The 25,741-nt window shown below is 35.9% G+C and carries 23 protein-coding genes; 11 read left to right on the top strand and 12 right to left on the bottom strand.

Annotated elements, in window-relative coordinates:
* Positions 1-30: 30 nt before the first annotated feature.
* Complete coding sequence (locus BUR19_RS18505; RefSeq protein ID WP_139297429.1) at positions 31-345, bottom strand: hypothetical protein; 315 nt, start codon at positions 343-345, stop codon at positions 31-33.
* Between the two features lie 251 nt (positions 346-596).
* Between BUR19_RS18505 and BUR19_RS18500 the strand changes: the two genes are divergently transcribed.
* The 6 genes from BUR19_RS18500 to BUR19_RS18475 all read left to right on the top strand — a co-directional run bounded on the left by BUR19_RS18500 (position 597) and on the right by BUR19_RS18475 (position 8,186).
* Positions 597-1,706 carry a serine hydrolase domain-containing protein gene (locus BUR19_RS18500; protein ID WP_074236990.1) on the top strand — a complete coding sequence of 370 codons (1,110 nt, stop codon included), beginning with the start codon at positions 597-599 and terminating at the stop codon, positions 1,704-1,706.
* Between the two features lie 77 nt (positions 1,707-1,783).
* Positions 1,784-2,812, top strand: coding sequence for a nucleoid-associated protein (locus BUR19_RS18495; RefSeq protein ID WP_074236989.1), 1,029 nt, complete (start codon positions 1,784-1,786; stop codon positions 2,810-2,812).
* A gap of 182 nt (positions 2,813-2,994) precedes the next feature.
* Positions 2,995-3,354 carry a hypothetical protein gene (locus BUR19_RS18490; protein WP_074236988.1) on the top strand — a complete coding sequence of 120 codons (360 nt, stop codon included), beginning with the start codon at positions 2,995-2,997 and terminating at the stop codon, positions 3,352-3,354.
* A gap of 367 nt (positions 3,355-3,721) precedes the next feature.
* Complete coding sequence (locus BUR19_RS18485) at positions 3,722-6,103, top strand: TonB-dependent receptor (RefSeq protein ID WP_083600825.1); 2,382 nt, start codon at positions 3,722-3,724, stop codon at positions 6,101-6,103.
* 28 nt (positions 6,104-6,131) lie between these two features.
* Entirely contained in the window at positions 6,132-6,692 is a 561-nt protein-coding gene (locus BUR19_RS18480; RefSeq protein ID WP_074236986.1) for a hypothetical protein, read from the top strand.
* A 159-nt stretch (positions 6,693-6,851) separates the two neighbouring features.
* On the top strand, positions 6,852-8,186 hold the full coding sequence (locus BUR19_RS18475; RefSeq protein WP_074236985.1) for a trigger factor: 1,335 nt from the start codon (positions 6,852-6,854) through the stop codon (positions 8,184-8,186).
* 51 nt (positions 8,187-8,237) lie between these two features.
* On the opposite strand, the gene BUR19_RS18470 is transcribed toward BUR19_RS18475, so the two are convergent.
* Both BUR19_RS18470 and BUR19_RS18465 read right to left on the bottom strand, forming a co-directional pair.
* On the bottom strand, positions 8,238-8,759 hold the full coding sequence (locus BUR19_RS18470; protein WP_074236984.1) for a DUF4269 domain-containing protein: 522 nt from the start codon (positions 8,757-8,759) through the stop codon (positions 8,238-8,240).
* A 49-nt stretch (positions 8,760-8,808) separates the two neighbouring features.
* Entirely contained in the window at positions 8,809-9,690 is an 882-nt protein-coding gene (locus BUR19_RS18465; protein WP_074236983.1) for a M23 family metallopeptidase, read from the bottom strand.
* A gap of 185 nt (positions 9,691-9,875) precedes the next feature.
* Between BUR19_RS18465 and BUR19_RS18460 the strand changes: the two genes are divergently transcribed.
* Together BUR19_RS18460 and BUR19_RS18455 are read left to right on the top strand one after the other, a co-directional pair.
* Positions 9,876-10,892 (top strand): NAD(P)H-dependent glycerol-3-phosphate dehydrogenase, encoded by a 1,017-nt coding sequence (locus BUR19_RS18460; protein ID WP_074236982.1) that lies wholly within the window; start codon positions 9,876-9,878, stop codon positions 10,890-10,892.
* 97 nt (positions 10,893-10,989) lie between these two features.
* A complete protein-coding gene (locus BUR19_RS18455; RefSeq protein WP_074236981.1) occupies positions 10,990-11,328 on the top strand; it encodes a YkvA family protein in 339 nt (112 codons plus the stop codon).
* A 55-nt stretch (positions 11,329-11,383) separates the two neighbouring features.
* On the opposite strand, the gene BUR19_RS18450 is transcribed toward BUR19_RS18455, so the two are convergent.
* From BUR19_RS18450 to BUR19_RS18435, 4 genes are all read right to left on the bottom strand, one after another.
* A complete protein-coding gene (locus BUR19_RS18450; RefSeq protein WP_074236980.1) occupies positions 11,384-11,632 on the bottom strand; it encodes a NifU family protein in 249 nt (82 codons plus the stop codon).
* A 4-nt stretch (positions 11,633-11,636) separates the two neighbouring features.
* Positions 11,637-12,746 (bottom strand): Mrp/NBP35 family ATP-binding protein, encoded by a 1,110-nt coding sequence (locus tag BUR19_RS18445; protein WP_074236979.1) that lies wholly within the window; start codon positions 12,744-12,746, stop codon positions 11,637-11,639.
* Positions 12,747-13,257: 511 nt separating this feature from the next.
* Entirely contained in the window at positions 13,258-14,706 is a 1,449-nt protein-coding gene (locus BUR19_RS18440; RefSeq protein WP_074236978.1) for a serine hydrolase, read from the bottom strand.
* Between the two features lie 146 nt (positions 14,707-14,852).
* A complete protein-coding gene (locus tag BUR19_RS18435; protein WP_074236977.1) occupies positions 14,853-16,088 on the bottom strand; it encodes a dicarboxylate/amino acid:cation symporter in 1,236 nt (411 codons plus the stop codon).
* A gap of 390 nt (positions 16,089-16,478) precedes the next feature.
* Between BUR19_RS18435 and BUR19_RS18430 the strand changes: the two genes are divergently transcribed.
* Positions 16,479-17,303, top strand: a complete 825-nt coding sequence (locus BUR19_RS18430) for a UDP-2,3-diacylglucosamine diphosphatase (RefSeq protein ID WP_074237049.1) — start codon at positions 16,479-16,481, stop codon at positions 17,301-17,303.
* Positions 17,304-17,609: 306 nt separating this feature from the next.
* Entirely contained in the window at positions 17,610-18,578 is a 969-nt protein-coding gene (locus tag BUR19_RS18425) for a glycosyltransferase family protein (protein WP_074236976.1), read from the top strand.
* A gap of 92 nt (positions 18,579-18,670) precedes the next feature.
* Here BUR19_RS18425 and BUR19_RS18420 read toward each other — a convergent pair whose 3' ends face one another.
* The 4 genes from BUR19_RS18420 to pncB all read right to left on the bottom strand — a co-directional run bounded on the left by BUR19_RS18420 (position 18,671) and on the right by pncB (position 23,655).
* Positions 18,671-21,325 (bottom strand): outer membrane beta-barrel protein, encoded by a 2,655-nt coding sequence (locus tag BUR19_RS18420; RefSeq protein WP_074236975.1) that lies wholly within the window; start codon positions 21,323-21,325, stop codon positions 18,671-18,673.
* 81 nt (positions 21,326-21,406) lie between these two features.
* On the bottom strand, positions 21,407-21,823 hold the full coding sequence (locus tag BUR19_RS18415) for an SH3 domain-containing protein (protein WP_074236974.1): 417 nt from the start codon (positions 21,821-21,823) through the stop codon (positions 21,407-21,409).
* A 6-nt stretch (positions 21,824-21,829) separates the two neighbouring features.
* Positions 21,830-22,309, bottom strand: a complete 480-nt coding sequence (locus BUR19_RS18410) for a BON domain-containing protein (protein ID WP_074236973.1) — start codon at positions 22,307-22,309, stop codon at positions 21,830-21,832.
* 170 nt (positions 22,310-22,479) lie between these two features.
* A complete protein-coding gene (pncB, locus tag BUR19_RS18405) occupies positions 22,480-23,655 on the bottom strand; it encodes a nicotinate phosphoribosyltransferase (RefSeq protein WP_074236972.1) in 1,176 nt (391 codons plus the stop codon).
* 289 nt (positions 23,656-23,944) lie between these two features.
* Here pncB and BUR19_RS18400 point away from each other — a divergent pair, with 289 nt between their 5' ends.
* On the top strand, positions 23,945-24,277 hold the full coding sequence (locus BUR19_RS18400) for a hypothetical protein (RefSeq protein WP_074236971.1): 333 nt from the start codon (positions 23,945-23,947) through the stop codon (positions 24,275-24,277).
* Between the two features lie 168 nt (positions 24,278-24,445).
* On the opposite strand, the gene BUR19_RS18395 is transcribed toward BUR19_RS18400, so the two are convergent.
* Complete coding sequence (locus BUR19_RS18395) at positions 24,446-25,543, bottom strand: DUF3667 domain-containing protein (protein WP_074236970.1); 1,098 nt, start codon at positions 25,541-25,543, stop codon at positions 24,446-24,448.
* Between the last annotated feature and the right edge of the window lie 198 nt (positions 25,544-25,741).

The following is a 25,741-nucleotide window of genomic DNA, read 5'->3' as shown; positions in this document are numbered from 1 at the left end:
AAAATCCCTTAGCTTTTTGCTGAGGGATTTTTATTTGGAATCTGTTTTTGGAATACATTTTCCTACCAACTGATATACAATTTTTAGTCTTTCGACAGTTTCTTCCATATTTTTTGTCAGTTTTTTGACTTCTTGTGGATCTTTGGATTTCAGGACTTCGTCGCCACTTTTGGAAATGCATCTTTTGGTTTCTGTTTGGGAGATGGTTCCTTCCGGGGATAGTTTGCTGTGGATGCATTCGCAGGATTTTTTCGCTACTTCTTCCTCTATGGTTTGCGCTTTCGACAGAGAGAATGTCATTAATAAAAATAAGAACAGCATATATTTTTGAGAGGATGAGGTCATTTTGATCAAGGTTTGTATCAAAGATAAAATATTCTGGGTATTTGTGATGATGTGTTTTTATAATGTGTTATTATTTTATAGAATTCAATCATAATTTTATAGTTGAGTGTTTTGTCCCTATTGATAAGGTTTGAAGATCAACATAAAATAATTTAATATAATTTTAACTAAAAATATAGTTGTAAAATTGGGTTTAAGTTTCATCTTTGAATAACTAATTAAATAGTGATAAAAATTAAATCATAATAATTATGAAAAAAATACTCGTGATGACATTCGGCTTTCTTTATTCAGCTTTACATTTCGGGCAAACTAATGAGAGTGCCATCAGCAAAAATGTGGACCAGTTTGTGAACGAGCAGATGAAAAATTTGAAAATTCCGGGAATGGCTGTGGCTGTTGTCAAAAATGGAAAAGTCATTAAGAAAACGGTTTACGGTTTTGCAAATCTCGACTGGAAAAATAAAGTCACGGAACACACCAATTTCCAAATAGCTTCCTGCACTAAACTGCTGACATCTACGCTACTTTTGAAAACGATGTATGACAAGAAAATCAATCTGGAAGATTCTGTTTCGAAATATATCAAAGATTGTCCAAAAGAATGGATGGCTATTAAAATTGTAAACCTGATTAATCATTCCAGTGGAATTGCGGATTATTACGAAAGTGATGTCTATCTGCCCACCGAAAAAATTGTCGAGGCTGTTAAAAAACTGCCACTGATTTTCAAGACCGGTTCCAAACAGCAGTACGGGCAGTCGGATTTTATGGTGTTGTCTTATATTTTTGAACAGATTTATAACAAACCTTTTGTTCAGATTTTGAAGGATGAAGTGTCAATGCCTCTAAAAATGAATGATGGTGCTTTCGATATGGAATACAAAGTGAATGGTCAGTTTTTGCGAACCGATATCATCCCGGAAAAAATCACTACTTATTATGACCTTAATGGAAAAATGAAGGCCTATAAATATCTGTATCCTCAATACACTTATCCGGCAGGAGGCTATTTTGCATCGATTGATGATATGACAAACTGGGCCATCGGTTTGGACAACGAGATCCAATTTCCAAATTCTTTTTCTGAAAATTATATTTACAAAACAGACCAAATCGATGGTAAAGATGCTGATTTTTCAAAAGTTGGCTGGGTTGTCGGCAAAGAAAATGTCTTGTATGCCGGTCACAGTGGCGGGCCGGGATTGTCTGATATTTTGAGGTTTCCGAAGGAAGGCTACACCATCATTGTTTTGTCTAATGATGGCGAACTTTTGCCAACATTTTCACGGGCAATTGCTTCTTTTTATATTAAAGAGCTTAGTTCGAAATTGAAGATAGAAAAATTTGAGAGGGACTAGAAAGTGTTTGAAAAGATAATTTGTCATTCGTTGAAAAGAAGAGAATAAATTATCTTTGCAATCCTAAACAACAAAAAATGTTTTCAAAAATTACAGTTCACAGAGTCGGGAATAAAATCAATGGAGAATCTTTAACGCTTTCTCAGGAAGAGCTTCAGTTGGAAGATGAGATGAAAGAATTGCTGGGAAATTATTTCATCAATGCTTTCAAATCTGAGGAGCAGTTTCAGTTTTACAGTGATTCTTATTTGGTTAATAATCCTGTTTACAGTGCTGTGTCGGAGATTTTTGAAGATAAATCCAAATTCCAGTGGGAATCTGAAAACATTGCCAAACATCTTTACGAAGCAGCTGAAAATCCGAGAGTTCAGGCAGGTGAGATGTTCCTGGTTTACTTTGAAGGCGAAGTTTTTGAGTCTGCAGATGGCAAAAGTGAGAAGACGGATTCTATCGGGATTTTCAAAACCGAAAAGAGAGAAGGTTTTCTGAAAATCAATCCTCAGGACGAATCTTTTGAAATCGAAAGAGATTTTGGAATCAGTTTGTCAAAAATTGATAAAGCGGCTTTGATTTATAACAGCGAAAAAGAAAGTGGCTACGTTTTATCAGTGATAGATAACAACAAAAACGGCGACATCTATTATTGGTTTGAGGATTTCCTAAAAGTAAAACAACGCGACAATGAGTACTTCTACACGCAGGAAACTTTGTCTGTTTACAAAGATTTCATTACCCAAAAATTACCTGAGGAATTTGAGGTTTCTAAGGCTGACCAAGCCGACTTCTTGAATAAATCTATCAATTTCTTCAAAGATAAAGAAGAGTTCAAATACGATGATTTTGTCAAAGAAGTTTTGGTAGATGACAGTGTGATCGAAAGTTTTTCTAACTTCAAATCCGACTATGAGCAGGATATGCAGATTGCGATTGCAGAAGATTTTCCTATTAACAATCAGGCGGTTAAAAAGCAGCAGAGACATTTCAAATCCATCATCAAACTCGATAAAAATTTCCACATTTACATCCACGGCGACCGAGACAAATTAGAAACCGGACAGGATGATAAAGGGAAATATTACCGTTTATACTTCGATGAAGAGAAATAGAATTTTGAAATAATTCGATAAAATTATTCTCGCAGATTTTGCAAATTAAGCAGATTTATGAATCATCTGCGGGATCTGTCAAATCTGCGAGAATTTTTTTTACATTGTTTTTAAAGTCTAAATATTTCCAGAATTTAACATAATATTAGATTCAGTTATAAAAAATTTCTACCTTTGTGGCTATGTTGAACAAGAAAAACAAACAATTTCAGAAAATCATTTCGGTATTTTTCACCGCGATGTATGTTTTTGTGGTTTTGTTTTCTTCAGAATTACATAATCACAAGGGCGAATCTTTTTTCAAAGATTCTGGTTCCAAAAAAACAGAAAAGTCTATTACGAAGGAGCTTTCGAGTAATCAATCAGGTGACTGTCTGGCTTGTCATTTTTTGGCAACGGGCAACACGCTGGTTCCGGAGCAGTTCACTTTTCATTTTGAGAACCACACACAAGAAACCGAGCAGATCATCTCCGCTCAGGAAAAAATTTGGGAACAAACCAAATCAACCATTCAGCTTCGCGGTCCACCCGCACTTTCTTAAATTCCAATTTTCTCAATAATCCGTTGAGAACTTCTTTGAATTAATTCAAACCATTTTGGCAAGAGACGAAGTCTTGTAATTTCGGTAACGTAAATATCAACCATTTAAAAGGAGACGAAGTCTCGACATATTGGTAGTAGGTAAAAATCCGAAAATTATTTGGGCAGCTTTATCCGCCCTCCACTCCCGCTTTTTTCTTTTTTTGCTAAAAAAGAAAAAGAGCTCCGTTCAGGTCGGGCTGCGTGTGATTCAACGCTCCAAAATTGCGTCAATAATTAATTCAATAAAAAAGATGGACTTTAGAATTGAGTTTTAATATCTCTAATCTAAATTCTAGCATCTACCTCATATTACACATTTTACAAAAATGAAACACATTATAAATCTGATGTTGGTCTTTTTCGGGCTTTCATTAGTAACTGCGCAGAGCTATTCTGTAGAGGGAACTGTTCAGGATTTTCATGACAAAACAATGTTGGAAAATGCTGTTGTAACGTTAGGAAATTCTACCACGAAAACCGACAAAAAAGGAAGGTTCTCATTCAGTAGCATCTCTGCAGGGTCATATCAACTGGTCGCAAAGCATCCTCTCTGCGACGATTATACTGAAAATGTAAAAGTCGACAGAGACTTGCATTTGGCCATCACATTGGAGCACCATTCCAACGAGATACAAGGCGTTACACTCCACGGCAGTCACAAAACCAAAAGTTCTGTGATTATGAGTACGCTGGACAAAACAGAAATTGAGAGGAATTCCACGGAAAATCTGGGAAATTTATTATCCAGAATCACAGGTGTTTCAGCTTTGAAAACGGGGAATAATATCACAAAACCTGTTATCCGTGGCTTGTACGGAAGCCGAATTTCTATTCTGAACAACGGTGTGAAAATGGCTGAGCAAGAATGGGGAGTAGAACACGCACCCAATGTGGATGTCAACGATTTTGAACACATCGATGTTGTAAAAGGTGCTTCCGCTCTGAAATATGGCAATGAAGGTGTTGGCGGTGTTGTCGTTTTGGAGCCAGCTATTTTACCCAAGAAAGATACGATAATGGGCAACATTAGACTTTCCGGAATTTCTAATGGAAGAGGAGGCGAGTTAGGCGCTACAGTCCTTAAATCCTGGGAAAATGATTGGTTTATAAAAGCTGGTGGAACTTACAGAAAAACAGGTGACCAATATATTCCACATCATACATTGCAGAATACGGGTCAGGAGTTTAATTCTTTTAATTTCTCTTTCGGGAAACATAGTTTTCTACAAGGGTTTGATGTTTCTTACAGCGGAACCAATCAGGAATTCGGGATTTACAAAGGGGCGCATTTGTCGAGCCCGGAGGATTTCTACAATGCTGTGAATTTTGGGCAACCTTATTTTTTGGATAACTTCAGTTACGATATTGATAATCCTAAGCAGGAAGTTGCGCATCATATTGCTAAAGTTTCCGCTTACAAACGTTTCGCCGATTTTGGGAAACTGACTTTTCAATACAGCTTTCAGTATAACCGAAGAAAGGAATTTGATATCAGACGAGGAGAATTATTTAATGTTCCATCAATGGACTTGAGGTTAATTACGCATTCTGCCAGTTTGGTTCATTTGATTGAGCGTTTGAACTGGAGTTTAGAAAGTGGAATTTCAGGAAATTTTCAGGATAATTTCCCGGACCCAGCAACCAAAGCAAGACGTCTGATTCCGGATTATTACCGATATGACGCCGGCGCATTTTCAATTTTCAAATATAGATTCAGTTCAAAATTGAATGCAGAAGCTGCAGTGAGATATGACTTCAGCCGATATGATGCGTACAAATATTATGATTCTGATAAATGGAATGATAACTATGCCAACCAATTTTCGGAATTCTTTGTAAGCGAATCCGGAAGCCGAATTCTGACAAGACCGATTCTGGATTATCATAACCTCTCTGCCAATGTCGGTCTGAATTATAAACCAACTCAAGATTTTGAATTCAAACTCAATCTTTCGAGAGCGGAAAGAACGCCGAATCCTGCGGAACTTTTTGCGGACGGATTACATCACTCTGCAGCCATAATGGAGGAAGGGAATCTGAGTATCAAAAAAGAAACGATTAACAACGTGAATCTTTCTTTGGCAGGTCAGTTTGATGTCTTGAAAGGTCTTCATATCGAAGCGAATCCTTATCTGATGTATTCTGATAGTTTTATTAATCAAATTCCGACGGGTGTTTTGAACACCAACAGAGGCGTTTTCCCTGTAGAATCTTATCAGCAAGTTAAAGCAAGAGTGCTAGGTGTGGATATGGATGCAGAACTGTCAATTTTGGATAATCTGAAATGGAAATCAGGTTACAGCGTTTTGAGAGGCGATGACCTAACGAACAATCAGCCATTGATTCTGATGATGCCGGCGAGAAACAGAAACTCAATTGAAATTATGCTGCACAAGCCGTCTCAATTCTATATAACATTAGAAAATGACAATGTGTTCAGGCAGAAACGTTATCCGATTGCCAATCTTCCTGTTACTTTTATAAAAGATGGTGTGGAGAGAAGTGAGATTGTCGATTTCAGTACGCCGCCTGCAGCCTATACAAGTTTCAATGCGACATTGGGCGCCAACTTATTCAAACATCTGAATGTCAATTTCAGAATCAACAACTTATTTAACACAGAGTATCGAGAATATCTGAACAGGCTTAGATATTATATGTACGAGCCGGGAAGAAACTTCGTGGTAACTCTGAAATACAATTTTTAATTATTACAAACTTAAAATTTAAATCGAAATGAAAAAATTATTAAATATTACACTAGCACTTTTAGCAGCCTTTTTTATCTTGTCTTGTAGAAACAGCGATGATGATGTTCCAGAAGACGTACACGAGCACGATGAAATCGGAAAAGTAGTTTTGACATTAACTAATAAAGCTAATGCTAGTGATGTTCAAACTATTAGTGTAATTTCTGGTGTTGCAGATGGGCATTTGCATTTGCACGCTGGCGATACTTATTCTGCTGTTTTGGATTTCCAAATCAAGCACGATGATCATTACCACTCTTCGGATGAGATAGAGGAAGAGAAGGATCATCATTTTATTACATTCAATCCTGCTAATGCGGATATTGTTGTCGTGAGAGCTGCTAATGATATTGTAAGAACAGATGGACAAAAATTAGGTCTTAGAACAGAATGGACCATTAATTCTACACAGGAAACCGGAAAAATGAATATCAAGTTGGTTCACGGTCCAGCTACAGTTAATCAAAATTATCCTTCTGCAGCTAATCAGCTAGGTCAAACTACCGGAGGTGAAACAGATGTTGATATTACTGTAGATGCTCATTAATCCAATATTTATTTAATATGTTGAAATAAAGATGTCTTTCCAAAAGGCATCTTTATTTTTTTGCGAAAACTTTATGATTTTTTTATAAATATCAAGGAAGTAAATAATTTTGAATTTCCTCAGAATTTACCTACTTTTGCAACCTAAAAATTTCAATTAATGAACGTTACAGCTAAAAACCACGATGAGGTAAGTGCATTACTTACAGTGACATTGGAGAAAGCAGATTATAAGGAAAAAGTAGAAAAGCAATTAATCAACTATGCAAAAAATGCGCAAGTTCCTGGATTCAGAAAAGGGAAAGTGCCATTGAGTATGGTAAGAAAACAATATGAAGCTGGTATCGCTTTCGAAGAAATCAACAAGCAGGTTTCTGAAGCTCTAAACGGTTATGTAAACGAAAACAAACTGAGATTGGTTGGTCAGCCGGTTCCTCAGCCAGTAAACGATTTCAACCACAATGCAGAATCTTTATCTGTAGCTTTTGAAGTTGGATATGAGCCAGAATTCACTGTAGATTTGACTAAATATGAAGCGCCTCACTACAAAGTAGAAGCTTCTGACAAAGAAATCTCTACAAGTGTAGAAAATATGCAAAAGCGTTTTGCAGAAAGAGTTCCTGAAGAAAAAATAGGTAAAGATTCTTACGTAGCTTTAGAAGTTTCTCAGGTTGTAGAAGCAGACGCAGAAGGTGAGCACCACCACGCTCCGAAAAATGTAACTATTTCTAAAGAGCAAAAAGAAGCTTACGATTTGGTTAAAAAATTGAAGAAAGATGATTCTGTAAAAGTTTCTAAAGAAGACCTTGCTGCTAAAGAAGAATTGGCAAAACAATTAGGTTTCTCTAAAGAAGAGGCAGAGCACCTTCACCACAACGAGGTTGAAGTAACTGTAAAAGATATCTACGGATTGAACCTGGCAGAACTTAATCAAGAATTGTTCGACAAAGTTTACGGTAAAGATGTTATCACGACTGAAGAAGAATTGAAAGCGAGAGTAAAAACTGAGTTGGATGAGTATTTCCAACAAAATGCTGATGTTCATTTCGTAAACAAAATTTTGGAGCAAGTAAACGAGAAAGAAGAAATCAAATTACCTGAGGCATTCTTAATCAAATGGTTGTTGTTCTCTAACCAGAACATCACTTCAGAGGAGCAAGCAAAAGAAATCCTTGAAAACGAGAAAAATATTATCAAAGGTCAAATCCTAGAAGGAAAATTGATGAACGATAATGAGATCAACTTGGATTATGCAGAAGTTCTTGGACAAGCTGAGCAATTGGTAAGAAACCAGTTAGCCATCTATGGAATTCACCACTTAGGAGATGATGAGGTTCAAAAATATGCTGCAGAAATGTTGAAAGATGAGAACCAGGTAAGACAAATTTCTTCTGAAGTAGCTATGGCGAAACTGAAAGACGTTATCCTTGAGAAGTCTAAAAAGAAAGAAACTAAAATCTCTCACGATGAGTTTCTTGAAGTATTGAAGAAGTAATTTCCTCAAAATATATTGTGAAAAACGCTCCAGATTTTTTGGAGCGTTTTTTTATTTTTTATAATTCAGAAGTTCGAGGTAAGGATTTCCTTTTAAGCCTAATAACTCAGCAAAAGCAGGTTCTGTTTTCCAACCTTTTTCTTTTAGATTGATGATTTGCTTTCGGAATTCTTCGCCCTCCTGTTCCAGAATGTCATATTCTATTATCATATGACGATAAGCATTTTGAAGTTTCGTCGGAACGTTCTGAGCAAATAACTCTACCGGAAATTCTTCTATAGTGAAATTGCAAACCAGAGAATCAACGCCATTCATTTTGCAAAAGTGAATTTCAAAGTCCTTTTCATTCTGAAATTCATTAATGATAAAATCTTGAGCTTTAATCAAATCATCACTCTCCAAAATAATATCCAAATCGCTTTTTTCGATATTGATATTAATGGGAAAAGTGCCTGTGAGAATAGGATTGTATTCCTTTAATTTATCAAAAATCTGATGTTTTTCTAAGACAAAATGAATTCTTTTCTGTATTTCAGAACCGTTTTTAAGATAATCTAAATTCAGAAAATTCATTAGTACAAATTTTTATTTGTCAGTCTGAAGCTCTCGAAGACTCATTTAATTAAAAATTCAAAAACAACCTCGGATTGATCGGCTGATTATTTTTATGAACTTCATAATGAAGATGAGGTCCTGTAGAACGTCCTGTATTGCCAGATTTTGCAATGATTTGGTTTACTTTCACTCGGTCATTAGCCTCAACCAAAAGTTCGGAAAGATGACCGTACAAAGTCACAAGACCGTTGCCGTGTTCTATCATCACACAATTTCCGTAACCGCCTCTTACGCCAGAGAAGATTACTTTTCCTGCGGCGGCTGCTTTTACAGGGCTTCCGTAAGCTACAGCTACGTCTAATCCTTTGTGGAACTGCATCTGGTCTTTTTCTGCCGGCGCATTGCTGGATGCATTTCTGTCTTCTTTTACCACAGCTTGTCTTTTTACGACATTTCCAAGACTGTCTTTTTCTTCTGCGATATTAGAGTTATTGGCAACTTCTGTAGATTTTGGAGGAATTGGATTTTTTCTGATTCCAAAATTAGAAGAGATGTAGCCATCTGTCGGAATTCCCAATGGAACTTGCTGTAATCTTTGTTCCAAATCTACCAAATATTGGCTGTATCGGTTGCTCACTTTTGCCAGATAAATTTCATTTTGAAGGCTGTCTTTAGCCAAATTTTCTATGCGAATGTCAGAAACATTTTTAGATTTTAGGAATCCATCGATGCTGCGGATACTTTGGTCTACCATCGCCAAATCGGTTTTCAGCTGAAGATGGTCGATGCTGTCTTTCTCGTTATTGATTTTGACGATGTTTACCTGATAGACCTTATCATCTTTGTCATTGTAAAATTTCCCGATGACTAAGCCTTCTATAAAACAAATCACCAGCAATATTATAAGAACAATATTTTTTTTCTTTTTCGATTTTAGAAATTGGACCATTAATAGATTTTTAAAATGGATTGCAAAAATAATAAATTTTTATTTTTCCTAATGTTAATCGTACTTAAGAATGTGATTTGTTATAATGAAAGTTAATTTTTATTAATTAATTGTTAAACGGGATTTACATTGATGTAAAATCATAAATTATATTAGATTTGTAGCAATGAAAAAGACGACAAAGAATGAGTAAGAAATCGACTAAATCATCTAATAACGTGCGCGTTGGCGTTTTAGGAAGCGGAAGCTTTGCTACTGCGATCGTTAAAATGCTGGCCGAAAACTGTAAAACTGTCAATTGGTGCGTGAGAAACGAGTTTGTGAAAGGCGCAATAGAACAACGCGGACACAATCCAAGTTATTTGACAACGGTTTCTTTCAACCTGAAGAAGCTGCAGATTACGACAGATATCAACGAGTTGGTCTCTAATTCTGATGTGATTATTTTGGCAGTTCCTTCCATTTATTTAGCAGAATCTATGGAGAAACTGACTTGCGAATATCAGGACAAATTATTCTGTTCGGCTATTAAAGGGATTGTTCCAAAGCATAATGATATTGTTGCGCATTATTTGAAAGATGAATTCAAAATCGGGTTCAAAAATCAAGCGGTCATTGCTGGTCCTTGCCACGCAGAAGAGGTGGCGATGGAGCGTTTGTCTTATTTGACGGTTGCTGTGGCACAGAAAGAGGATGCTGATGTTTTGCAGGAGATTTTGTCTTCCTGTTATATCAAAGTCAATACAAGTTGTGATATTCTCGGAAACGAGTATTCTGCAATTCTAAAAAATATCTATGCGATAGGCGCCGGGATTGCAAGTGGATTGGGTTATGGAGATAACTTTATTGCGGTGTATGTTTCCAATGCGATTCGTGAGATGGAAACCTTCTTGGAAGCGATTTATCCGGAACCAAGAGACGTGAATGATAGTGCTTATCTTGGAGATTTGATCGTTACGGCTTATTCATTATTCTCAAGAAATAGAAACTTAGGAAATCTTATTGGGAAAGGTTATACAGTAAAGTCTGCCATCCAGTCAATGAGTATGGTGGCAGAAGGTTATTATGCAACAAAAGGTATTTACGCTATTTGTCAAGAGAAAAAATTAAAGTTGCCGATTATTAATGCCGTTTATGACATTCTTTATGAAGGGAAAAATGCGGAGAAACAATTTGCGAAACTGACGGATAAATTGACGTAACCAATTGTTAATTAACAAAACATTACGATTTTCTATTAAGTGATTGGAATAGAATTTGCGAAATTTGATTCGTTGAAAAATAAACACAAAAACAAAAATGAAATATTCAAAATTTAAACTGGCTCAGGAAGCTATTAAACACAAAGGTTTTTTGCAAAAGATTCCGTCTGTTTTCAGGATGATAAAATTGTATTACAAAGGCGAATACAAAATGAAGTTTACAGATATCCTTTTGCCGGCTTTGGCTTTAATTTATGTCATTTCTCCCATCGATATTATTCCGGATTTCGTTCCTGTAATTGGCGCTTTGGATGATTTGGCTATCTTAGCTTTAGCAATTCCTTTATTGATGAAAGAAGTTGACAAATTTTTACTTTGGGAAAGTCAGAAGAATAATCCTGATACGAAAATCATCGACGCAGAAATTGTAGAGTAATAAAATACTTAGAATAAAAAAATCCCGACTCAGTTTTGAATCGGGATTTTTATTTTTAAACGCTAATCACCTCCTGTATCTCTGGAGCAAATTGTTTGATGGTGTTTTCCACACCCAGTTTCATTGTAGAAGCACTGATACCACAGCTAGAGCAGTTTCCTAGTAATTTCACATAGACTTTGTCTTCCTGCACATCTACTAACTCAATATCGCCGCCATCTTTTTGCAAAAACGGACGGATGCTGTCCAAAGCGTCCATCACTTTGGTTACCAGTTCTTCTTGAATTTGATTAATATTATTCATTTTATTATTTTTTCTTAGGCGAGCAACCAGCCATCGTCGTGATTTTCACAGCTTCGGTTGGTGGCAAATTGGTGTTTCTTTCTACAAGACTCTCAACCATATTTTGAGCAGTTTTGGTGTAGATGTCAGAGATTTTAGAATTTTCCTGCAAAGCAGCTGGTCTTCCTACATCTCCGGCTTCTCTGATGCTCTGAATCAAAGGAATCTCTCCCAAAACCGGAATTCCCAAATTCTCTGCCATAAACTGAGCGCCCTGTTTTCCAAAGATATAATATTTATTCTCAGGAAGCTCTTCCGGCGTGAAATAAGCCATATTTTCTATCAATCCCAAAACCGGAATGTTGATGCTTTCCATATTGAACATAGCAATTCCCTTTCTTACATCGGCCAATGCAACGTGTTGAGGCGTACTCACAATCACAGCGCCTGTAACCGGAACTTCCTGAATAATAGAAAGATGAATGTCGCCAGTTCCCGGAGGAAGGTCAATCAAAAGGAAATCCAATTCTCCCCAATCAGCATCACGAATCATCTGATTCAATGCTTTGGAAGCCATTGGTCCTCTCCAAACTACAGCCTGGTTAGCACCTGAAAAATATCCAATCGATAACATCTTCACACCGTAATTCTCGATGGGTTTCATCAGATTTCTACCGTTCACTTCTACAGAAATTGGTTTTTGACCTTCTGTGTCAAGCATTGTAGGAACAGATGGTCCGTAGATATCCGCATCCAGCAATCCAACTTTGAAACCCATTTTTGCCAACGTCACCGCAAGATTTGCCGCAACAGTAGATTTTCCAACGCCACCTTTTCCGGAAGCAATGGCGATGATATTCTGGATTCCCGGAATCTGTTTTCCTTTGATTTCGTTCGTCACAGGAGTTGCAGGCAATTCAGGAGAAGCGATTTTCAATTTCAAGTTGATATGTTCCCCGAATTCCGAAGCAAAAGCTTGTTTCATAGCAACTTCCAATTTCTTTTTCTCGTGCATTGCAGGCGAGTGAGATGTCATATCGATATACACATCATCGCCCATCACTTGGAAATTACTCACAAGGTCATCCACTTCTATCTCTTTCAGAAAATCCTGAACTTTTGATTTCGTCAGCATAAAATTTATTATTCTTTAAGTGGCTACAAAATTACGGATTTTAAAATTAATTTAGAATTAATTGAATTTATGATTTTGTCTATCTGAATGATTTTTGGCAGGTTAAGTTGGGTGGGAGAGTTTGAGAGAAATAGAGATTAAAAATTCACGAATTCTCAAACTCTACAACTCTACAACTTTTTTCAGAAGCCGGGAACCTGCTGTCCACTATATCTTTTTTGTCATTGCGAACGAAGTGAAGCAATCTTTAGAAATTTTCCCCGCAATGACAAAAAAGGATGCAGCTCCCATCAGGGCTATGGATTTAGTCTACCGATTTTAACTTCGTCTACAAAACACAATTTTGTCATTCTGAAAGAAACCCAACGAAGTGGTTCGACGAAGTCAATCTCAGCCATTATGGAGTTTGAATTTATAAAGTCTTCGAGAGACTCAGACTGACATTCGTGAAAGAAGAACTATTAATATCAAAATGTCACACTGAGCGGAGTCGAAGTGTCTTCAATTAAGATTAATCAACTCTAAAAGTCAAATTATTATCATTCGGATTTCCATTGGTGTTGAGTGCGCTGTAAGGCGTCGTGAACCAACCACTTTTGTTCATTACAAACCGGAACTCATAAGTCTTTCCTTTCTCGAATTGAGATTTCGGCAACACCAATTCAAACGTATTTTTGTCCTTTAATACCATTTGATAAGCTTTATTCCCGGGATTCCAATCGTTGAATGAACCAGCAACAGCCATTTTCGTTATTGCTTCAGCGTTTAAGTTTTTAGGAACTTTGTAAGTAAAAATCACTTTATCATTTTCAATCAGATAACCATAAATTTCCTTTTTAATATTAGGTTTATTAATAATTTCAGAAGCAACTGATTCTTCCCTTGACCAATACGGATTTGCTAATTGTTTATCAATCAATCCTGCAATATGATTGACTATAAAATAAAGTGGGGGAAAAGAATTGTATTTGTAGCCGTTCGACATAAAAATGATTGACAAATCATTGTCAGGAAAAATACTGTAAGCATTGATGTTTCCGCCGGAAAAACCATAAGACGTTACATTTCCAGTTTTGGTAATTTCCCAACCGTGCGCAAAAATATCTTGTTTATTGGTATAATCAAAAGGTTTCCACATCAACTTTTTTGTCTGGTCTGTGAGGAATTTGTTGGTGTCAAGATTAATGCTCCATTGTAAAAAATCAGGAAGCGAAATTGCTAAGCCATTCGCAGGATGAGCTCTCAAACCGCCAACGTGTGTAGATTTTTTAAACTGTTTCAGAGAATCATTATATCTGTAAAGCTGGATTCGATTGGGGATTTCTTCAAGAGAATTGGAATTGATTATGATTTTATTCTTTGCATCAGAAAATTGATTTTTCAGAACAAAATCTTCAAATTTTTGTCCACTTATCTTTTCGACAATCATCGCCAAAATCATATAATTAGTCTGATTATAACTATATTGATTTCCTGTTTCGAATTCCATTTTTTCTTTGGACAGTCGTTCAAAAACTTCAGAGTTGGAAATGTCTGTAGGTAAATTATGACGCTCAAAATCAGGAATGCCAGATGAGTGGGATAAAAGATTTTTTACTTTGACATTTTGCCATTCTTTTGGAAGATTATCCAAATATTTTGAAATGTTATCTTCTAAAGACAATTGTCCTTTCTCAATCAATTGGAAAACGGCAACATTTGTAATTAGTTTTGTAGTAGAATAAACTCTGAAAAGAGAATTAGCATCTACTTTCTTCCCAGACTCTAAGTTTTCTCTGCCATAATATTTTTGAAAAATAATTTTATCATTTTTGATAACACCAACCGCCATACCAGGAATTTCAAAAGTTTTCATCACTTCGGTCAGGTAATTGTCAATGGCTTTTGTCTGTTGTATTTTTTGACAAAATCCTAAAAATGAAATATTTAAGAATAATAGAATTAAGAATGCTTGTTTCATTAGTACTGGCTTACGACATAAGGACAATTCTGAAGTATGTTTTGTTACATCATTAAAAAGAAATTTTGTCATTCTGAAAGAATCTCAGCAGTTTAGATTCCTCCGGAATGACAAAATTGTATTTATATATAATGTAAAATAAATATCTAACTCTCCAACTGTCCTTCCCACTTACTCACAGCAGAAGTCGCCAACGCATTCCCAAGAACATTAGTCATACTTCTTCCCATATCGCAGAAATGGTCGATTGGTAAAATCAAGGCAATCCCCTCAACTGGAATATCAAACATTCCGCAAGCCGCAACAATGATGACAAGACTCGCTCTTGGAACGCCGGCAATACCTTTACTCGTTAACATCAAGACCAAAAGCATTATGATTTGTTGCCCGAGAGGCATATCAATACCGTAAATCTGAGCAATGAAAATCGAGGCAAACGTCATATACATCATACTTCCGTCTAGATTGAAAGAATATCCCAATGGCAAAATGAAAGAAACAATCCTATTATTACACCCAAATCTTTCCAGTTCTTCTACCAACTTGGGAAAAACTGCTTCGGAACTTGTGGTGGAAAATGCAATCAACAAAGGTTCTTTGATTCTTCTCAATAAATCAAAAAGGCGGTTGCCAAGAATCATATAACCCACTAACAAAAGCACAACCCACAGAACACCTAGGGCAAAGAAGAAATCACGAAGGTAGATTGCATAAACTTTGAAAATTGTAAAACCATTGGTAGCAACCACCGCAGATATTGCTCCGAAAACACCCAACGGCGCCACCCACATTATATATCCAACCATTTTCAAAATCGCGTGAGCAATTATATCTAAACCTTTGATAACTGGTTTTGTGTATTCTTCGCCCATTGCGGATAAAGCAATCCCGAACATTACGGAGAATATCACAATTTGCAAGACTTCATTGGTCGCAAATGCTTCGAATAAACTCTTTGGAATGATATGTTTTACAAAATCTTCCATCGTAAAACCTTTGCTGCTGCTTACAATTTCGGAAGCTGAGGCTGCATCCTGGATTGGTAATTTTGTCACGTGACCTGGCTCCAGCCAATTCACTAAAACCAAACCGATTAACAGAGAAACCAAAGAAGCAGATATGAACCAAAGCATTGCTTTAGTTCCTACACGTCCAACCATTTTGATGTCGCCCATTTTTGCAATCCCAACTACCAAAGTTGAGAAAACCAAAGGCGCAATAATCATCTGAATCAATCGGATAAAAACTGTTCCCAGCAATTTGATGTTTTGAGCGAATTCTTCCTTAGAGTCCGGATAAGTTGTGTGGACAATTCCTCCTAAAACAACACCCAAAATCAATGCGAAAATAATCGCAAAAAACAGTTTATTCTGACCCTTCATAAGTAACTTTTATTATAAATTATTTTTAAACGCAAAGATTATTTATTGAAATGAAATTGAGAAGGCAAATAAATAAATTTTCCAAGCGTCAATTTGTTTTCAGCAAAAAATCTTTGTTTCCTAAAAAATATTTTCAGTTTTCGAAATCTTTGCAATTAGAATTACAAGTATTGAAACTAAAACATTTTCAAAGTCCAATTTAAATTGAAACTGAACAAAACTAATATTTTTGAGAGAATAACCACTAATATTTTAAATTAATATTAAGACAATCAAATAAAAATAGCCGATTCTCATCAATAAAAATAAAATAGCATTCACGCACAGTTTAAATTAGAATTCGTTCTTTGTATAAATCTGATTGTGAATGAAATCGCCATTAAATCAAATATGAAAAGAGATGTTGAAATTGTCATTATTTCTGATGTGCATCTTGGAACTTACGGTTGCAAGGCGAAAGAACTGTTGAGATATCTGAATTCTATCCGTCCCAAAACTCTGATTCTGAATGGCGATATCATCGACATCTGGCAGTTTAAGAAATCTTACTTTCCGAAGTCTCATTTGAAAGTGGTTAAAAAATTAATATCGTTTGCAACCAAAGAATCCGAGGTTTTTTACATCACTGGAAATCACGATGAAGCGTTTAGGAATTTCACAGATTTCGAATTAGGAAAACTGAAGCTTTGTAACAAACACGTTCTGAAGTTGGGCGACAAGAAAGCCTGGATTTTTCATGGTGATGTTTTTGATGCATCGGTTCAGCATTCCAAATGGATTGCGAAGTTGGGTGGAAAAGGTTACGATTTGCTCATTGCAATTAATAATCTCGTGAATTGGTTTCTTGAGAAAATCGGAAGGGAAAAATATTCATTCTCTAAAAAAATCAAGAATAATGTAAAGAAAGCCGTGAAATATATTGGTGATTTTGAATTGACAGCTTCCGAACTGGCGATTGAAAATGACTTTGATTATGTGATTTGTGGACATATTCATCAGCCTCAAATCCGAGAAGTGGTTGGAAAAAAAGGAAAATGTATGTATCTGAATTCCGGTGACTGGGTGGAAAATCTTTCGGCTTTGGAATATCATAATGGCGACTGGAAACTTTTTGTTTATGAGGATGAAAAACATAATTTAATCGATGAAGAACCAGAAGAGATGAAGGAAATAGACAGTGCAGAGCTGATGAAAATCGTGACGCAGGTTGTGTAATTGAGAAAGTTGCTTATCATATTTAAAACTAAGGTGTTAAAGATTGAAACAGAGGTGAAAGAATATAAAACAACATCGATGAAAATGAAAACCACATTAGTATAATATAAAACAAAAGTGATGAAAGTGAAAACTAATTTGTTATAACTGATAACAATTACGCAAAAAATTGAAACAGGGCTGAGAGAAATAAAAACAACATCGAAAGAATATAAAATAGAGATGTGAGAAGTGAAAACTATTACAAATCATAATACATCTTACGATTATCTATAAAAACACAAATATTTAATTTTTTTAATCCTTATGAAAATATTATACGCCTTCCAAGGCACAGGAAACGGACATCTTGCCAGAGCTCAGGAAATCATCCCGATTTTGAAAAAACACGCATTGGTGGACACTTTAATCAGTGGACATCAAACACAGTTGAAGTCCGATTTTGATATCGATTACAGGTTCAAAGGGGTGTCTTTGCTTTATAACAAAACGGGAGGTTTATCTTACAGAAAAACTTTTTTTGAGAATAATTTCTGTAGAGCAGCGAAGGTGATAAAGGATTTGGATTTGTCTGCCTACGATTTGATTATCAATGATTTTGAACCACTGACTGGCTGGGCAGCGAAACTAAGGAATCTTCCCATTGTAGAATTGAGTCATCAGGCTTCTTTAACTTTCAAGGAAACACCGAAACCGGATAAAAAAGATTGGTTTGGAGATTTTATTCTGAAACATTATGTGCCTTGTGAGAAGAAAATAGGATTTCATTTCGAGAACTATAATTCCCATATCAAAAAGCCTGTCATCCGACAAAAAATAAGAAAACTGAATCCTGAAAACAAAGGTCATTATCTAGTTTATCTTCCAAGCTTTTCTGATGAAGTCATTACGAATTTCTTAACAAGAATTGATGTTCAGTGGAAAGTTTTTTCCAAATATGCTAAACAACATCAGAAATTCAATAATGTGGAGATTTTCCCAATTGATGAAACAAAATACTTAGAGTTGTTCGAATCTTGTGAAGGAATACTTTGTAATGCTGGTTTTGAAACACCGGCGGAAGCTTTGTTTATGAATAAAAAATTGTTTGTAATCCCGATTGAAAATCAATATGAACAAGAGTGTAATGCTTTTGCTTTGGACAAATTAGGTGTTGCAAATTCGGATAAATTGGACCCGATAAAAATCCGTGAATGGATTAATTCTGACCAAATGATAGAGGTGGATTATCCGGATAATATCGAAAGTATTTTGACGAAAGAGGTTTTGTTTTAGCCATACAGTTTGTTATTCCGTAGGAATCTAAGCTTAGCTGTCGAGATTTCTACGGAATTACAATATTGTGTGTTATATTTTAATCATTTTGATCAGCTTTTCTTGCCTCCGAACTTATTTAGATTCATCATCAGCGAGAGCATAAAATAACGTTTCAACACAAGTTCTTCTCTGTCTTCGATGTAATTGTCGCCGATGTTTCTGATGGCATTTTGACGTTGATTCAGAACATCATTGATGTTGAATCGCAGTGTCATTTGTTTTTTGTAGAATTTGTAATTCACGCTGGCATTCCAGAAATAAGAGGTCCTGTTGAAACCTGCGGAAATGTTATTATTCTTAGTCACATTGATATCGTTGCTGAAATAAAGATTGGATTTCAAAAAGTAATTCACCATTCCGATAGTGTAATTCTGTTGAGCCGCACGTGTTTTATCAATCCGATAATTGGTGTAATTGGAGAAGTTATAATTGAGATTGGCAGAACCTGTCAGATCCAGAACATCCCTCAGGTTGAGCCTTACGGTCATCTTCGGCGCAATATTGTAAATCGTGTTGGTGTATTGGACACCATCTACAAAACCTTTTCTGTAGGTATAACTTGTCAGAAATGATGGCGAAATCCGGAATTCATTTTTATCCCATTTGTAGGTTTTTGAAAAACGGCTATCCCAACTCAGTGTTTTGTTTCCGCTAATGTTGGCAAAAGTCCTGAACTGCCTTCCTGTATCGTCATAGTAAGAAAAATCGGAAACATTATTATCCGTATAATTGAATTTTAACGAGGTTGAGTAAGTCATGTGCTTGGGAAGATTCCTATTCACAAAATAAACTGAAGTCGTATTTATCCATGTGCTTTTCAAATCAGGATTTCCCTGTGTCGTAAGCAACGGATTGGAAAGGTCTATGTAAGGGTTGAGTGCCGTCATCTGAGGTGCTGTAAAATCGCTTTGGTTGGATAGTTCCAAGGATTTGCTACTGGAAAACTTGTAAACGAATCTCGTGTTATAATTCGGGAAAACGAAGTTTTTTCTGAAATCGATATTTTCATTATTAAAGAAAGAATGAAAATCGTTGTTGTTGATTTCCAGATTAGCATTGAAGAAAAACCGGAATTTGGTTTTATTCAAATCATAACCCATCACAGCATAAAGCGAGTTGATATCCTGATTGATTGTATTAGACAATAGCGAGTTATATGTAGAAAATTCTCCTGTTGCCGTATCAAAATCGTGAACTTTTCTATCATTTTTGAGTGACAGAGATTTGTAGGTAATTTCTGTGGAAACGATGGCCGAGTCGGAAATTGGTTCATCGTATCTCGCATTGAAACTAAAATCTGTATTTTGATTTTTAGAAACTGAGCGCTGGTTTCTGTAATCGTTTTCTTCCGGAGACTGATGAAAAATGGTCGTCGTAAGATTATAATCGGTACCACTGTTATCCATCACGTTGCTGCTGACAGACGCTGAAAAAGTTCGTCTTTGTTTCTGAAATCTTCTTGTAATTCCTAAGGATTGTGAAAAACCATTATTGACAGATTTTTGTTTGACAGAACCCGAACTGGAGTTGAGAAGGACATCATCCCGCAAGGTTACAGATTGATTGTCAGAAGTGCTTTCGGTGGTATTGTTATTAAAATTGGAAGAGAAAATAATGTTTGTGAACTTGTCAAGTTTCAAAATTGAATTGGTGCTGAATCCCAATCTTCGCAAATCTCTGTCGCCAGTACGTTCTGTATTTCTATCTAATTTGTAGTCGGGCAGAAAGGTGGTTCGGGCAGATTTGGAGTAAGTTTCGGAGTTTCGTTCATAATAATTGGCATTCAATCTTTCCAAATCGAAGTTGTCAAACTTGTTAGAATAGGTCGCATTCACAATTGTTGTACTGAAAATTCCTGCTCCGGAACCCGTTTTTCCTGATAATCCGGCATTAATATTATTGGAGCCTGCCGCTAAAGAAAGCCGTGAATCCTGTTTTATTTTTGTAAAAAAAATGGCGCCGTCATAACGATCATCCGAACCATAACCTAACCTTATGTTGCTTGTAACTCCGACTTTATTTTTAGGATCCATTTCAAAATTCACTGTGAGGCTGTCCGTGATTGGCGCTCTTCCCGTCAGTTCTTCTTCCTTGGTTTTGGAAGTGGTAACCTGTATTTTTTTGATGATGTTGGCAGGAATTGTTTCCAGTTCCGTTTTTCCGTCTTTATCAAATAAGGGTTTCCCATTGATGTGGATTTTGCTTACTGATTTTCCGTTAACCGTAATTTTTCCATCCGCATCGATTTCAGCACCTGGAATTTCTTTCAGCAAGTCGTCTATCTTGGAGTCAGGTTTTACTTTCAGGTAAGAAGCGTTGTACTCAACAGTATCTTTTTTAATTTTCACAGGCGAAACCGTGATTTTGACTTCCTCAATATTGGTTACAAGTTCTTTGCTGAGTTTTACTGCTCCTAGATTTTCATTTTGATGAATGGACTCGAATTTTCTAGAGAATGGTTTGAGTTTATCTCCGGAAATCTGTAGAAATGAAGCTTCGTTTTGTGGAGGAACTTTGATGCTGAAGTTTCCGCTTTTACTTGTTCCAATGTAATTGATAATCGCCGAATCCTTTTGTTTCATCAAAGAAACGGTGATATTTTCCAACGGATTATTATTTTCGTCCGTCACTTTTCCTGTTACGTTGTAGGTCTGCGCATTCAGTTTCAGAAAAGTGAATATGAAAATAAGCCAGAATTTTTTCATCAAATGTTAATAGTTTTCGGCATCAAAAATAGAAAAAACCCCTGAAAAATCAGAGGTTTTAATTTTTATTAAGTTTTGAAATTAAGCTTTCAAATATCTTGCATAAGCATAACCTTCCTCACCGTCAGCAGTTTTGATTTTCCACCAGTCGTCAGAAGACTGCTCAACCAAAGTTACTGTTTCACCTTTTGCTGCTTTTCCAACAATAGAAGCTTCTGTAGAAGGTTCTTGTCTGATGTTAAGATTAGACTCATCTGTTGCAACAGTTAAAGAAGCACCAGCTGCCAATCCGGAAACTTGCACATCGATATTAATATCTGTTGCTGTATATGAGGAATCTATGGCGCCCAAAGCATTCCAAACTGTATCTTTTGCTGCGCTGCTAGACGCTTTTCCTGTGATATATAGAACACCGTCTTGCTCCTGCACAGAAAGATCAGATAGTCCTGCAGACTGAGCTGCTGAAACTACACTTGCATATTTGTCTTGTAAACTCATTTGTGATTATTTTACAGTGATTTTGTTATCGTATTTACCAATTTTAAGAGCATCTACAGACTCTTTCACTTTTCTTGCGTTAGCAGAAGTTGTAGAACCTGTCAACGTTAATGTTCCCGCAACATCTTCAGCTTTTACGCCTGGGATATCTTTCAATGCAGTATTTACTTTAGCTAGAACAGCAGCGTCAACCATATTCACTTCTACAGGAGCAGCCATTGGCGCTACAGTTGCCATATCGTGAACATCTTTCACGCCCTCTACTTTTTTAAGAGCTGCAATAGCTGCTTGTTTGTCAGCTTCTGTTGCGAAAACTCCGCTCAAATGTGCTTGTCCTTCCTTCACTTCCACAGAAGTTCCGGGATAAGCAGTGATTGCTGTAGTTGCGTTGGTCGTTAATTCTGCATCAGAAACTTTCTTTTTGCAGGAAACGGCTGTCATCGATACCATCAAGGCAAGAGCAGCGATTTTGAATGTTTTTTTCATAGGATAAAATTAATTAAGTTGTGTTTTTTAAAGAGTAAAATTGATGCCAAAAGATTTTGTTGACTTTTTCTTGATATTCAGATTTTAAACTTTCACTTATTGTAAAGTTAATTTTTTTTTTGATACAGCACTGAACTTTAAATAAATTTAACAGACATTATTATAATGTATTATTTAATCCTCAAAAACTCCTTCGCCAATTCTATCATTTTTGGGTCGCCGGTATATTTTCCTTTTTCGTCAGATAGTTTCACAGTCGGAATCCATTCATTATTAATTCCTTTTACACTAATGAGTTTCATTACGATGTTCATTGGTTTAAGTCCAACATCATTAGTAAGATTGGTTCCGATTCCGAAAGAAATTCCGATTTTACCTCTGCAGTAATTGGTGATTTCTTCAACTTTTTCAAGATTCAGTCCGTCAGAAAAAATAATGTATTTGAATAATGGATTGATGCCGTGCTTTTGATAATGCGCAATGGTTTTATCAGCAAATTCAAACGGGTCGCCGCTGTCATGACGTACGCCGTCAAACAACTTTGCAAACTTTTTATCAAACTGCTGGAAGAAAACATCCGTGGTGTATGTGTCGGAAAGTGCAACTCCCAAATCGCCACGGTAAACATTAACCCAATTTTCCAAAGCAATAGAATTGGCCGTTTTGAAACCAAATTCTGCGGCGTGAAACATAAACCATTCGTGGGCATGTGTACCAATTGGTTTTACGTTGTAAAGCATAGCCAGATGAACATTGGAAGTTCCTGTAAAAGTCGATTTTTTATCCTGAATCAAGGCATCCATCACCAATCTGTGAACTTTGTAAGAATGTCTTCTTCGTGTTCCAAATTCAGCAAAAGGAACGCCCAATTCTGTCAAATGAACCGCTTTTTCTACAGTTTTATTAATGACCTCTTCGTTGGTTTGTCGCTCCATATGATTCATCTCATAATGAAGTTCGCTGATAAGTGCTAGCAAAGGGACTTCCCAAAGAATGGTTCTGTACCAGAGACCTTCCACCGAAACTTTTAGTTCGTTGCCATTTTGTTCAATCTTCACTTCAGAAGGGTCGTAATGAAAACCTTCCAAGAAATCGAGGTAGGGTAGAGCAAGATATGGACAAGTGGCTTTCAGATATTTTTTTTCGTCTTTGGTCAGCTTCAGTTCTGCCATTGCGTTGACAGACTTTCTAAGTTCTTCTGCAAAACCTTCCGGAAACTGATGTTTTCCCCGGTTGATGAATTCGTATTTTACAATCTCGTTCGTGAATAATTTCACTACTGCATTTTGCATTGTAATCTTGTAGAAATCGTTATCCAGAATAGAGTTTAGTCTTACCTCGCGCATAAAAAAATCATTTAAACAAATCTAAGGAATTTTGTTGAGGAGATTTTAGAATCTTGTGGAATTTATCATAATGGCACAAAGATTTTCTTTTTGATTTATAGTATGTTTTTGAGGCACAAAGTTAACTTCGTCAATATGAAAATTTTTGATTTTTCTCATGTCTTAAAAACAGTTAGAGGAAAATATTTTCATAGTGCTTTTGTGTTAGACTTCATGGATTAAATTAAAGCAAAACTTTCCAAAAGTAATTTTCAAATTACAATCCTTACTTTTGTCAAAATTTTTTGAAATGATAAAAGCGCTGATGTATTTTGTAGTTGGAACCTTGATTAGTTTTTTCTTGAGACGTTTTACAGGAGAACCCGCAGAATTTTTGGTAGAACTATATGTTGCTTCTGCTTTCGGAATTGGTTGGGGATTGGCTTATTTTGTAGACCATCCGGAGTGGCCGCTTCCAAAGAAAATGGGAATCTCCTTTATTGGGATTATTGTTCTTGTAGCTATTGGCTTAATATTTTTCAATTTCGAAACTGCTTTGCCGTCCATTATCAAGTTTTCTACGGTCTTTGTAGCTTATTATATGATAGCGAGTTTCCGGGAAAGTAAATCGTTGAGGTATTAAATATATTTTGGGCAGCTTATCCGCCTTCCGCTCCCAATCTTTTTGTTCCGCTGCGCTACACAAAAAGCATTTCCGCTCAAGTCGGGCTGCAGCAATTCAATGTACAAAACAAAAACCTTTCAAAGCTTGAAAGGTTTTTCATTTATATTAAATCTTAGTAAATCATATTTAATGAATCATCAGGAAGCTGACTACGCCTAAACCCATCACCAGAAACATAAAAGCAAAGAAATTAAACATAAACAAAATGCTTCCAATGATAAAACTGATAATACCGTGCGTATGATAAACCTTATAATGGGCTATAAAAAAATAAATGATACTGTAGAAGAATAGAACATTCATCAGCAGATATATAAAGATATTGATTGAATTATTTAAAACATCGGTTAACTTATATAGTGTTGAGAACAGTAAAATTGTCAGTAGCAGGAAGCAGAAATAATGCAGTGTAAAAATGCCGTGGTCAAAATACCACCATTTTTTCTTGTTGTGGAAAATCCATAGGAAAAATGCAAAAATCGGAAGATAAATGAATAAGGCTTTTGGCAAATTATGAAAAGATACCTCGCCCAATTTTTTTAGGATTTCTCCTTTTGTAATACCTTTTTCCTTTAGCTCGAAAAATTTGTGAGCAACAGGAACATTGATGAAATCGAAGAATGATGGGTTTTTTGCTTTTGCAGAGTCAAATGATTTTCTGGTTGTATAACCATTATATTCAAACTTATCATCCAGTTTCTTACTCATATCAAAGCTGTCTTCGATATCACTTAATTTTGCAGAATCTTTTAGTAAAGTATTAACTTTACTAATTGTGACAGAATCCGTTCCCTTCATTTTTTCTTGCGCTCTGATGCTGTCAAGCTGTTTCGAAGTTTCTGCAAGTCTATTCAGTGAGATTATCTTTTCTTTTCTAGAGTCTTTTTTTCCTTCAAAATTAATGTCGAAAGGCGGGAAAACAGCAAATAGGAAAAATGTTATGAAACTGATGAAAATGTAAAGTTTAACCGGCGGAACAAATTTTTGTCTTTTACCTTCCAGATAAGTATTGGTCAATTTACCGGGTTTGAAAAGCAGATTTTTAAGAGTTCCCCAAAATTGTCCGTCGTAATGTGTAAAATCCTCTACAAAGTGAGTGAAAAGATAATAGAAAGGCTGCCTTGTCTCTATGTTCTGCTGTCCGCAATGGGGACAATAATGTTTCTCAACAATATGTCCGCAGTTTAAGCAGTCTTTTTCTTTTCTCAGTTTTCCGTGGCTCATTTTATAGAATTTTTTCAAAAATATAAAAAAGCAACATTATATAATGAGTCCAGTATTAATTAATTTTTAAAATCAATGTCAGGATTTATTTCAATAACTCATTAATAATTAGAAATTTAAAATATTTCTTTGGGGAAAATTTTTCATCCGAGAAAATTTTGCTACCTTTGCACACCCGTAAGGGAAAATTATGTTTAA

Source organism: Epilithonimonas zeae (genome assembly GCF_900141765.1).
GTDB classification, from domain to species: domain Bacteria; phylum Bacteroidota; class Bacteroidia; order Flavobacteriales; family Weeksellaceae; genus Epilithonimonas; species Epilithonimonas zeae.
Note: the sequence above shows the minus strand (reverse complement) of the source record. Positions and strands in the feature narration are given on the sequence as shown.

Coding starts and splice junctions, on each gene's coding strand:
- BUR19_RS18440 (WP_074236978.1), bottom strand. CDS start 14,706: ATGAAACAAGCATTCTTAATTCTATTATTCTTAAATATTTCATTTTTA.
- BUR19_RS18430 (WP_074237049.1), top strand. CDS start 16,479: ATGAAAAGAGATGTTGAAATTGTCATTATTTCTGATGTGCATCTTGGA.
- BUR19_RS18485 (WP_083600825.1), top strand. CDS start 3,722: ATGAAACACATTATAAATCTGATGTTGGTCTTTTTCGGGCTTTCATTA.
- BUR19_RS18435 (WP_074236977.1), bottom strand. CDS start 16,088: ATGAAGGGTCAGAATAAACTGTTTTTTGCGATTATTTTCGCATTGATT.
- BUR19_RS18470 (WP_074236984.1), bottom strand. CDS start 8,759: ATGAATTTTCTGAATTTAGATTATCTTAAAAACGGTTCTGAAATACAG.
- BUR19_RS18465 (WP_074236983.1), bottom strand. CDS start 9,690: ATGGTCCAATTTCTAAAATCGAAAAAGAAAAAAAATATTGTTCTTATA.
- BUR19_RS18480 (WP_074236986.1), top strand. CDS start 6,132: ATGAAAAAATTATTAAATATTACACTAGCACTTTTAGCAGCCTTTTTT.
- BUR19_RS18490 (WP_074236988.1), top strand. CDS start 2,995: ATGTTGAACAAGAAAAACAAACAATTTCAGAAAATCATTTCGGTATTT.
- BUR19_RS18505 (WP_139297429.1), bottom strand. CDS start 345: ATGACCTCATCCTCTCAAAAATATATGCTGTTCTTATTTTTATTAATG.
- pncB (WP_074236972.1), bottom strand. CDS start 23,655: ATGCGCGAGGTAAGACTAAACTCTATTCTGGATAACGATTTCTACAAG.
- BUR19_RS18450 (WP_074236980.1), bottom strand. CDS start 11,632: ATGAATAATATTAATCAAATTCAAGAAGAACTGGTAACCAAAGTGATG.
- BUR19_RS18395 (WP_074236970.1), bottom strand. CDS start 25,543: ATGAGCCACGGAAAACTGAGAAAAGAAAAAGACTGCTTAAACTGCGGA.
- BUR19_RS18425 (WP_074236976.1), top strand. CDS start 17,610: ATGAAAATATTATACGCCTTCCAAGGCACAGGAAACGGACATCTTGCC.
- BUR19_RS18460 (WP_074236982.1), top strand. CDS start 9,876: ATGAGTAAGAAATCGACTAAATCATCTAATAACGTGCGCGTTGGCGTT.
- BUR19_RS18495 (WP_074236989.1), top strand. CDS start 1,784: ATGTTTTCAAAAATTACAGTTCACAGAGTCGGGAATAAAATCAATGGA.
- BUR19_RS18410 (WP_074236973.1), bottom strand. CDS start 22,309: ATGAAAAAAACATTCAAAATCGCTGCTCTTGCCTTGATGGTATCGATG.
- BUR19_RS18500 (WP_074236990.1), top strand. CDS start 597: ATGAAAAAAATACTCGTGATGACATTCGGCTTTCTTTATTCAGCTTTA.
- BUR19_RS18415 (WP_074236974.1), bottom strand. CDS start 21,823: ATGAGTTTACAAGACAAATATGCAAGTGTAGTTTCAGCAGCTCAGTCT.
- BUR19_RS18455 (WP_074236981.1), top strand. CDS start 10,990: ATGAAATATTCAAAATTTAAACTGGCTCAGGAAGCTATTAAACACAAA.
- BUR19_RS18445 (WP_074236979.1), bottom strand. CDS start 12,746: ATGCTGACGAAATCAAAAGTTCAGGATTTTCTGAAAGAGATAGAAGTG.
- BUR19_RS18400 (WP_074236971.1), top strand. CDS start 23,945: ATGATAAAAGCGCTGATGTATTTTGTAGTTGGAACCTTGATTAGTTTT.
- BUR19_RS18475 (WP_074236985.1), top strand. CDS start 6,852: ATGAACGTTACAGCTAAAAACCACGATGAGGTAAGTGCATTACTTACA.
- BUR19_RS18420 (WP_074236975.1), bottom strand. CDS start 21,325: ATGAAAAAATTCTGGCTTATTTTCATATTCACTTTTCTGAAACTGAAT.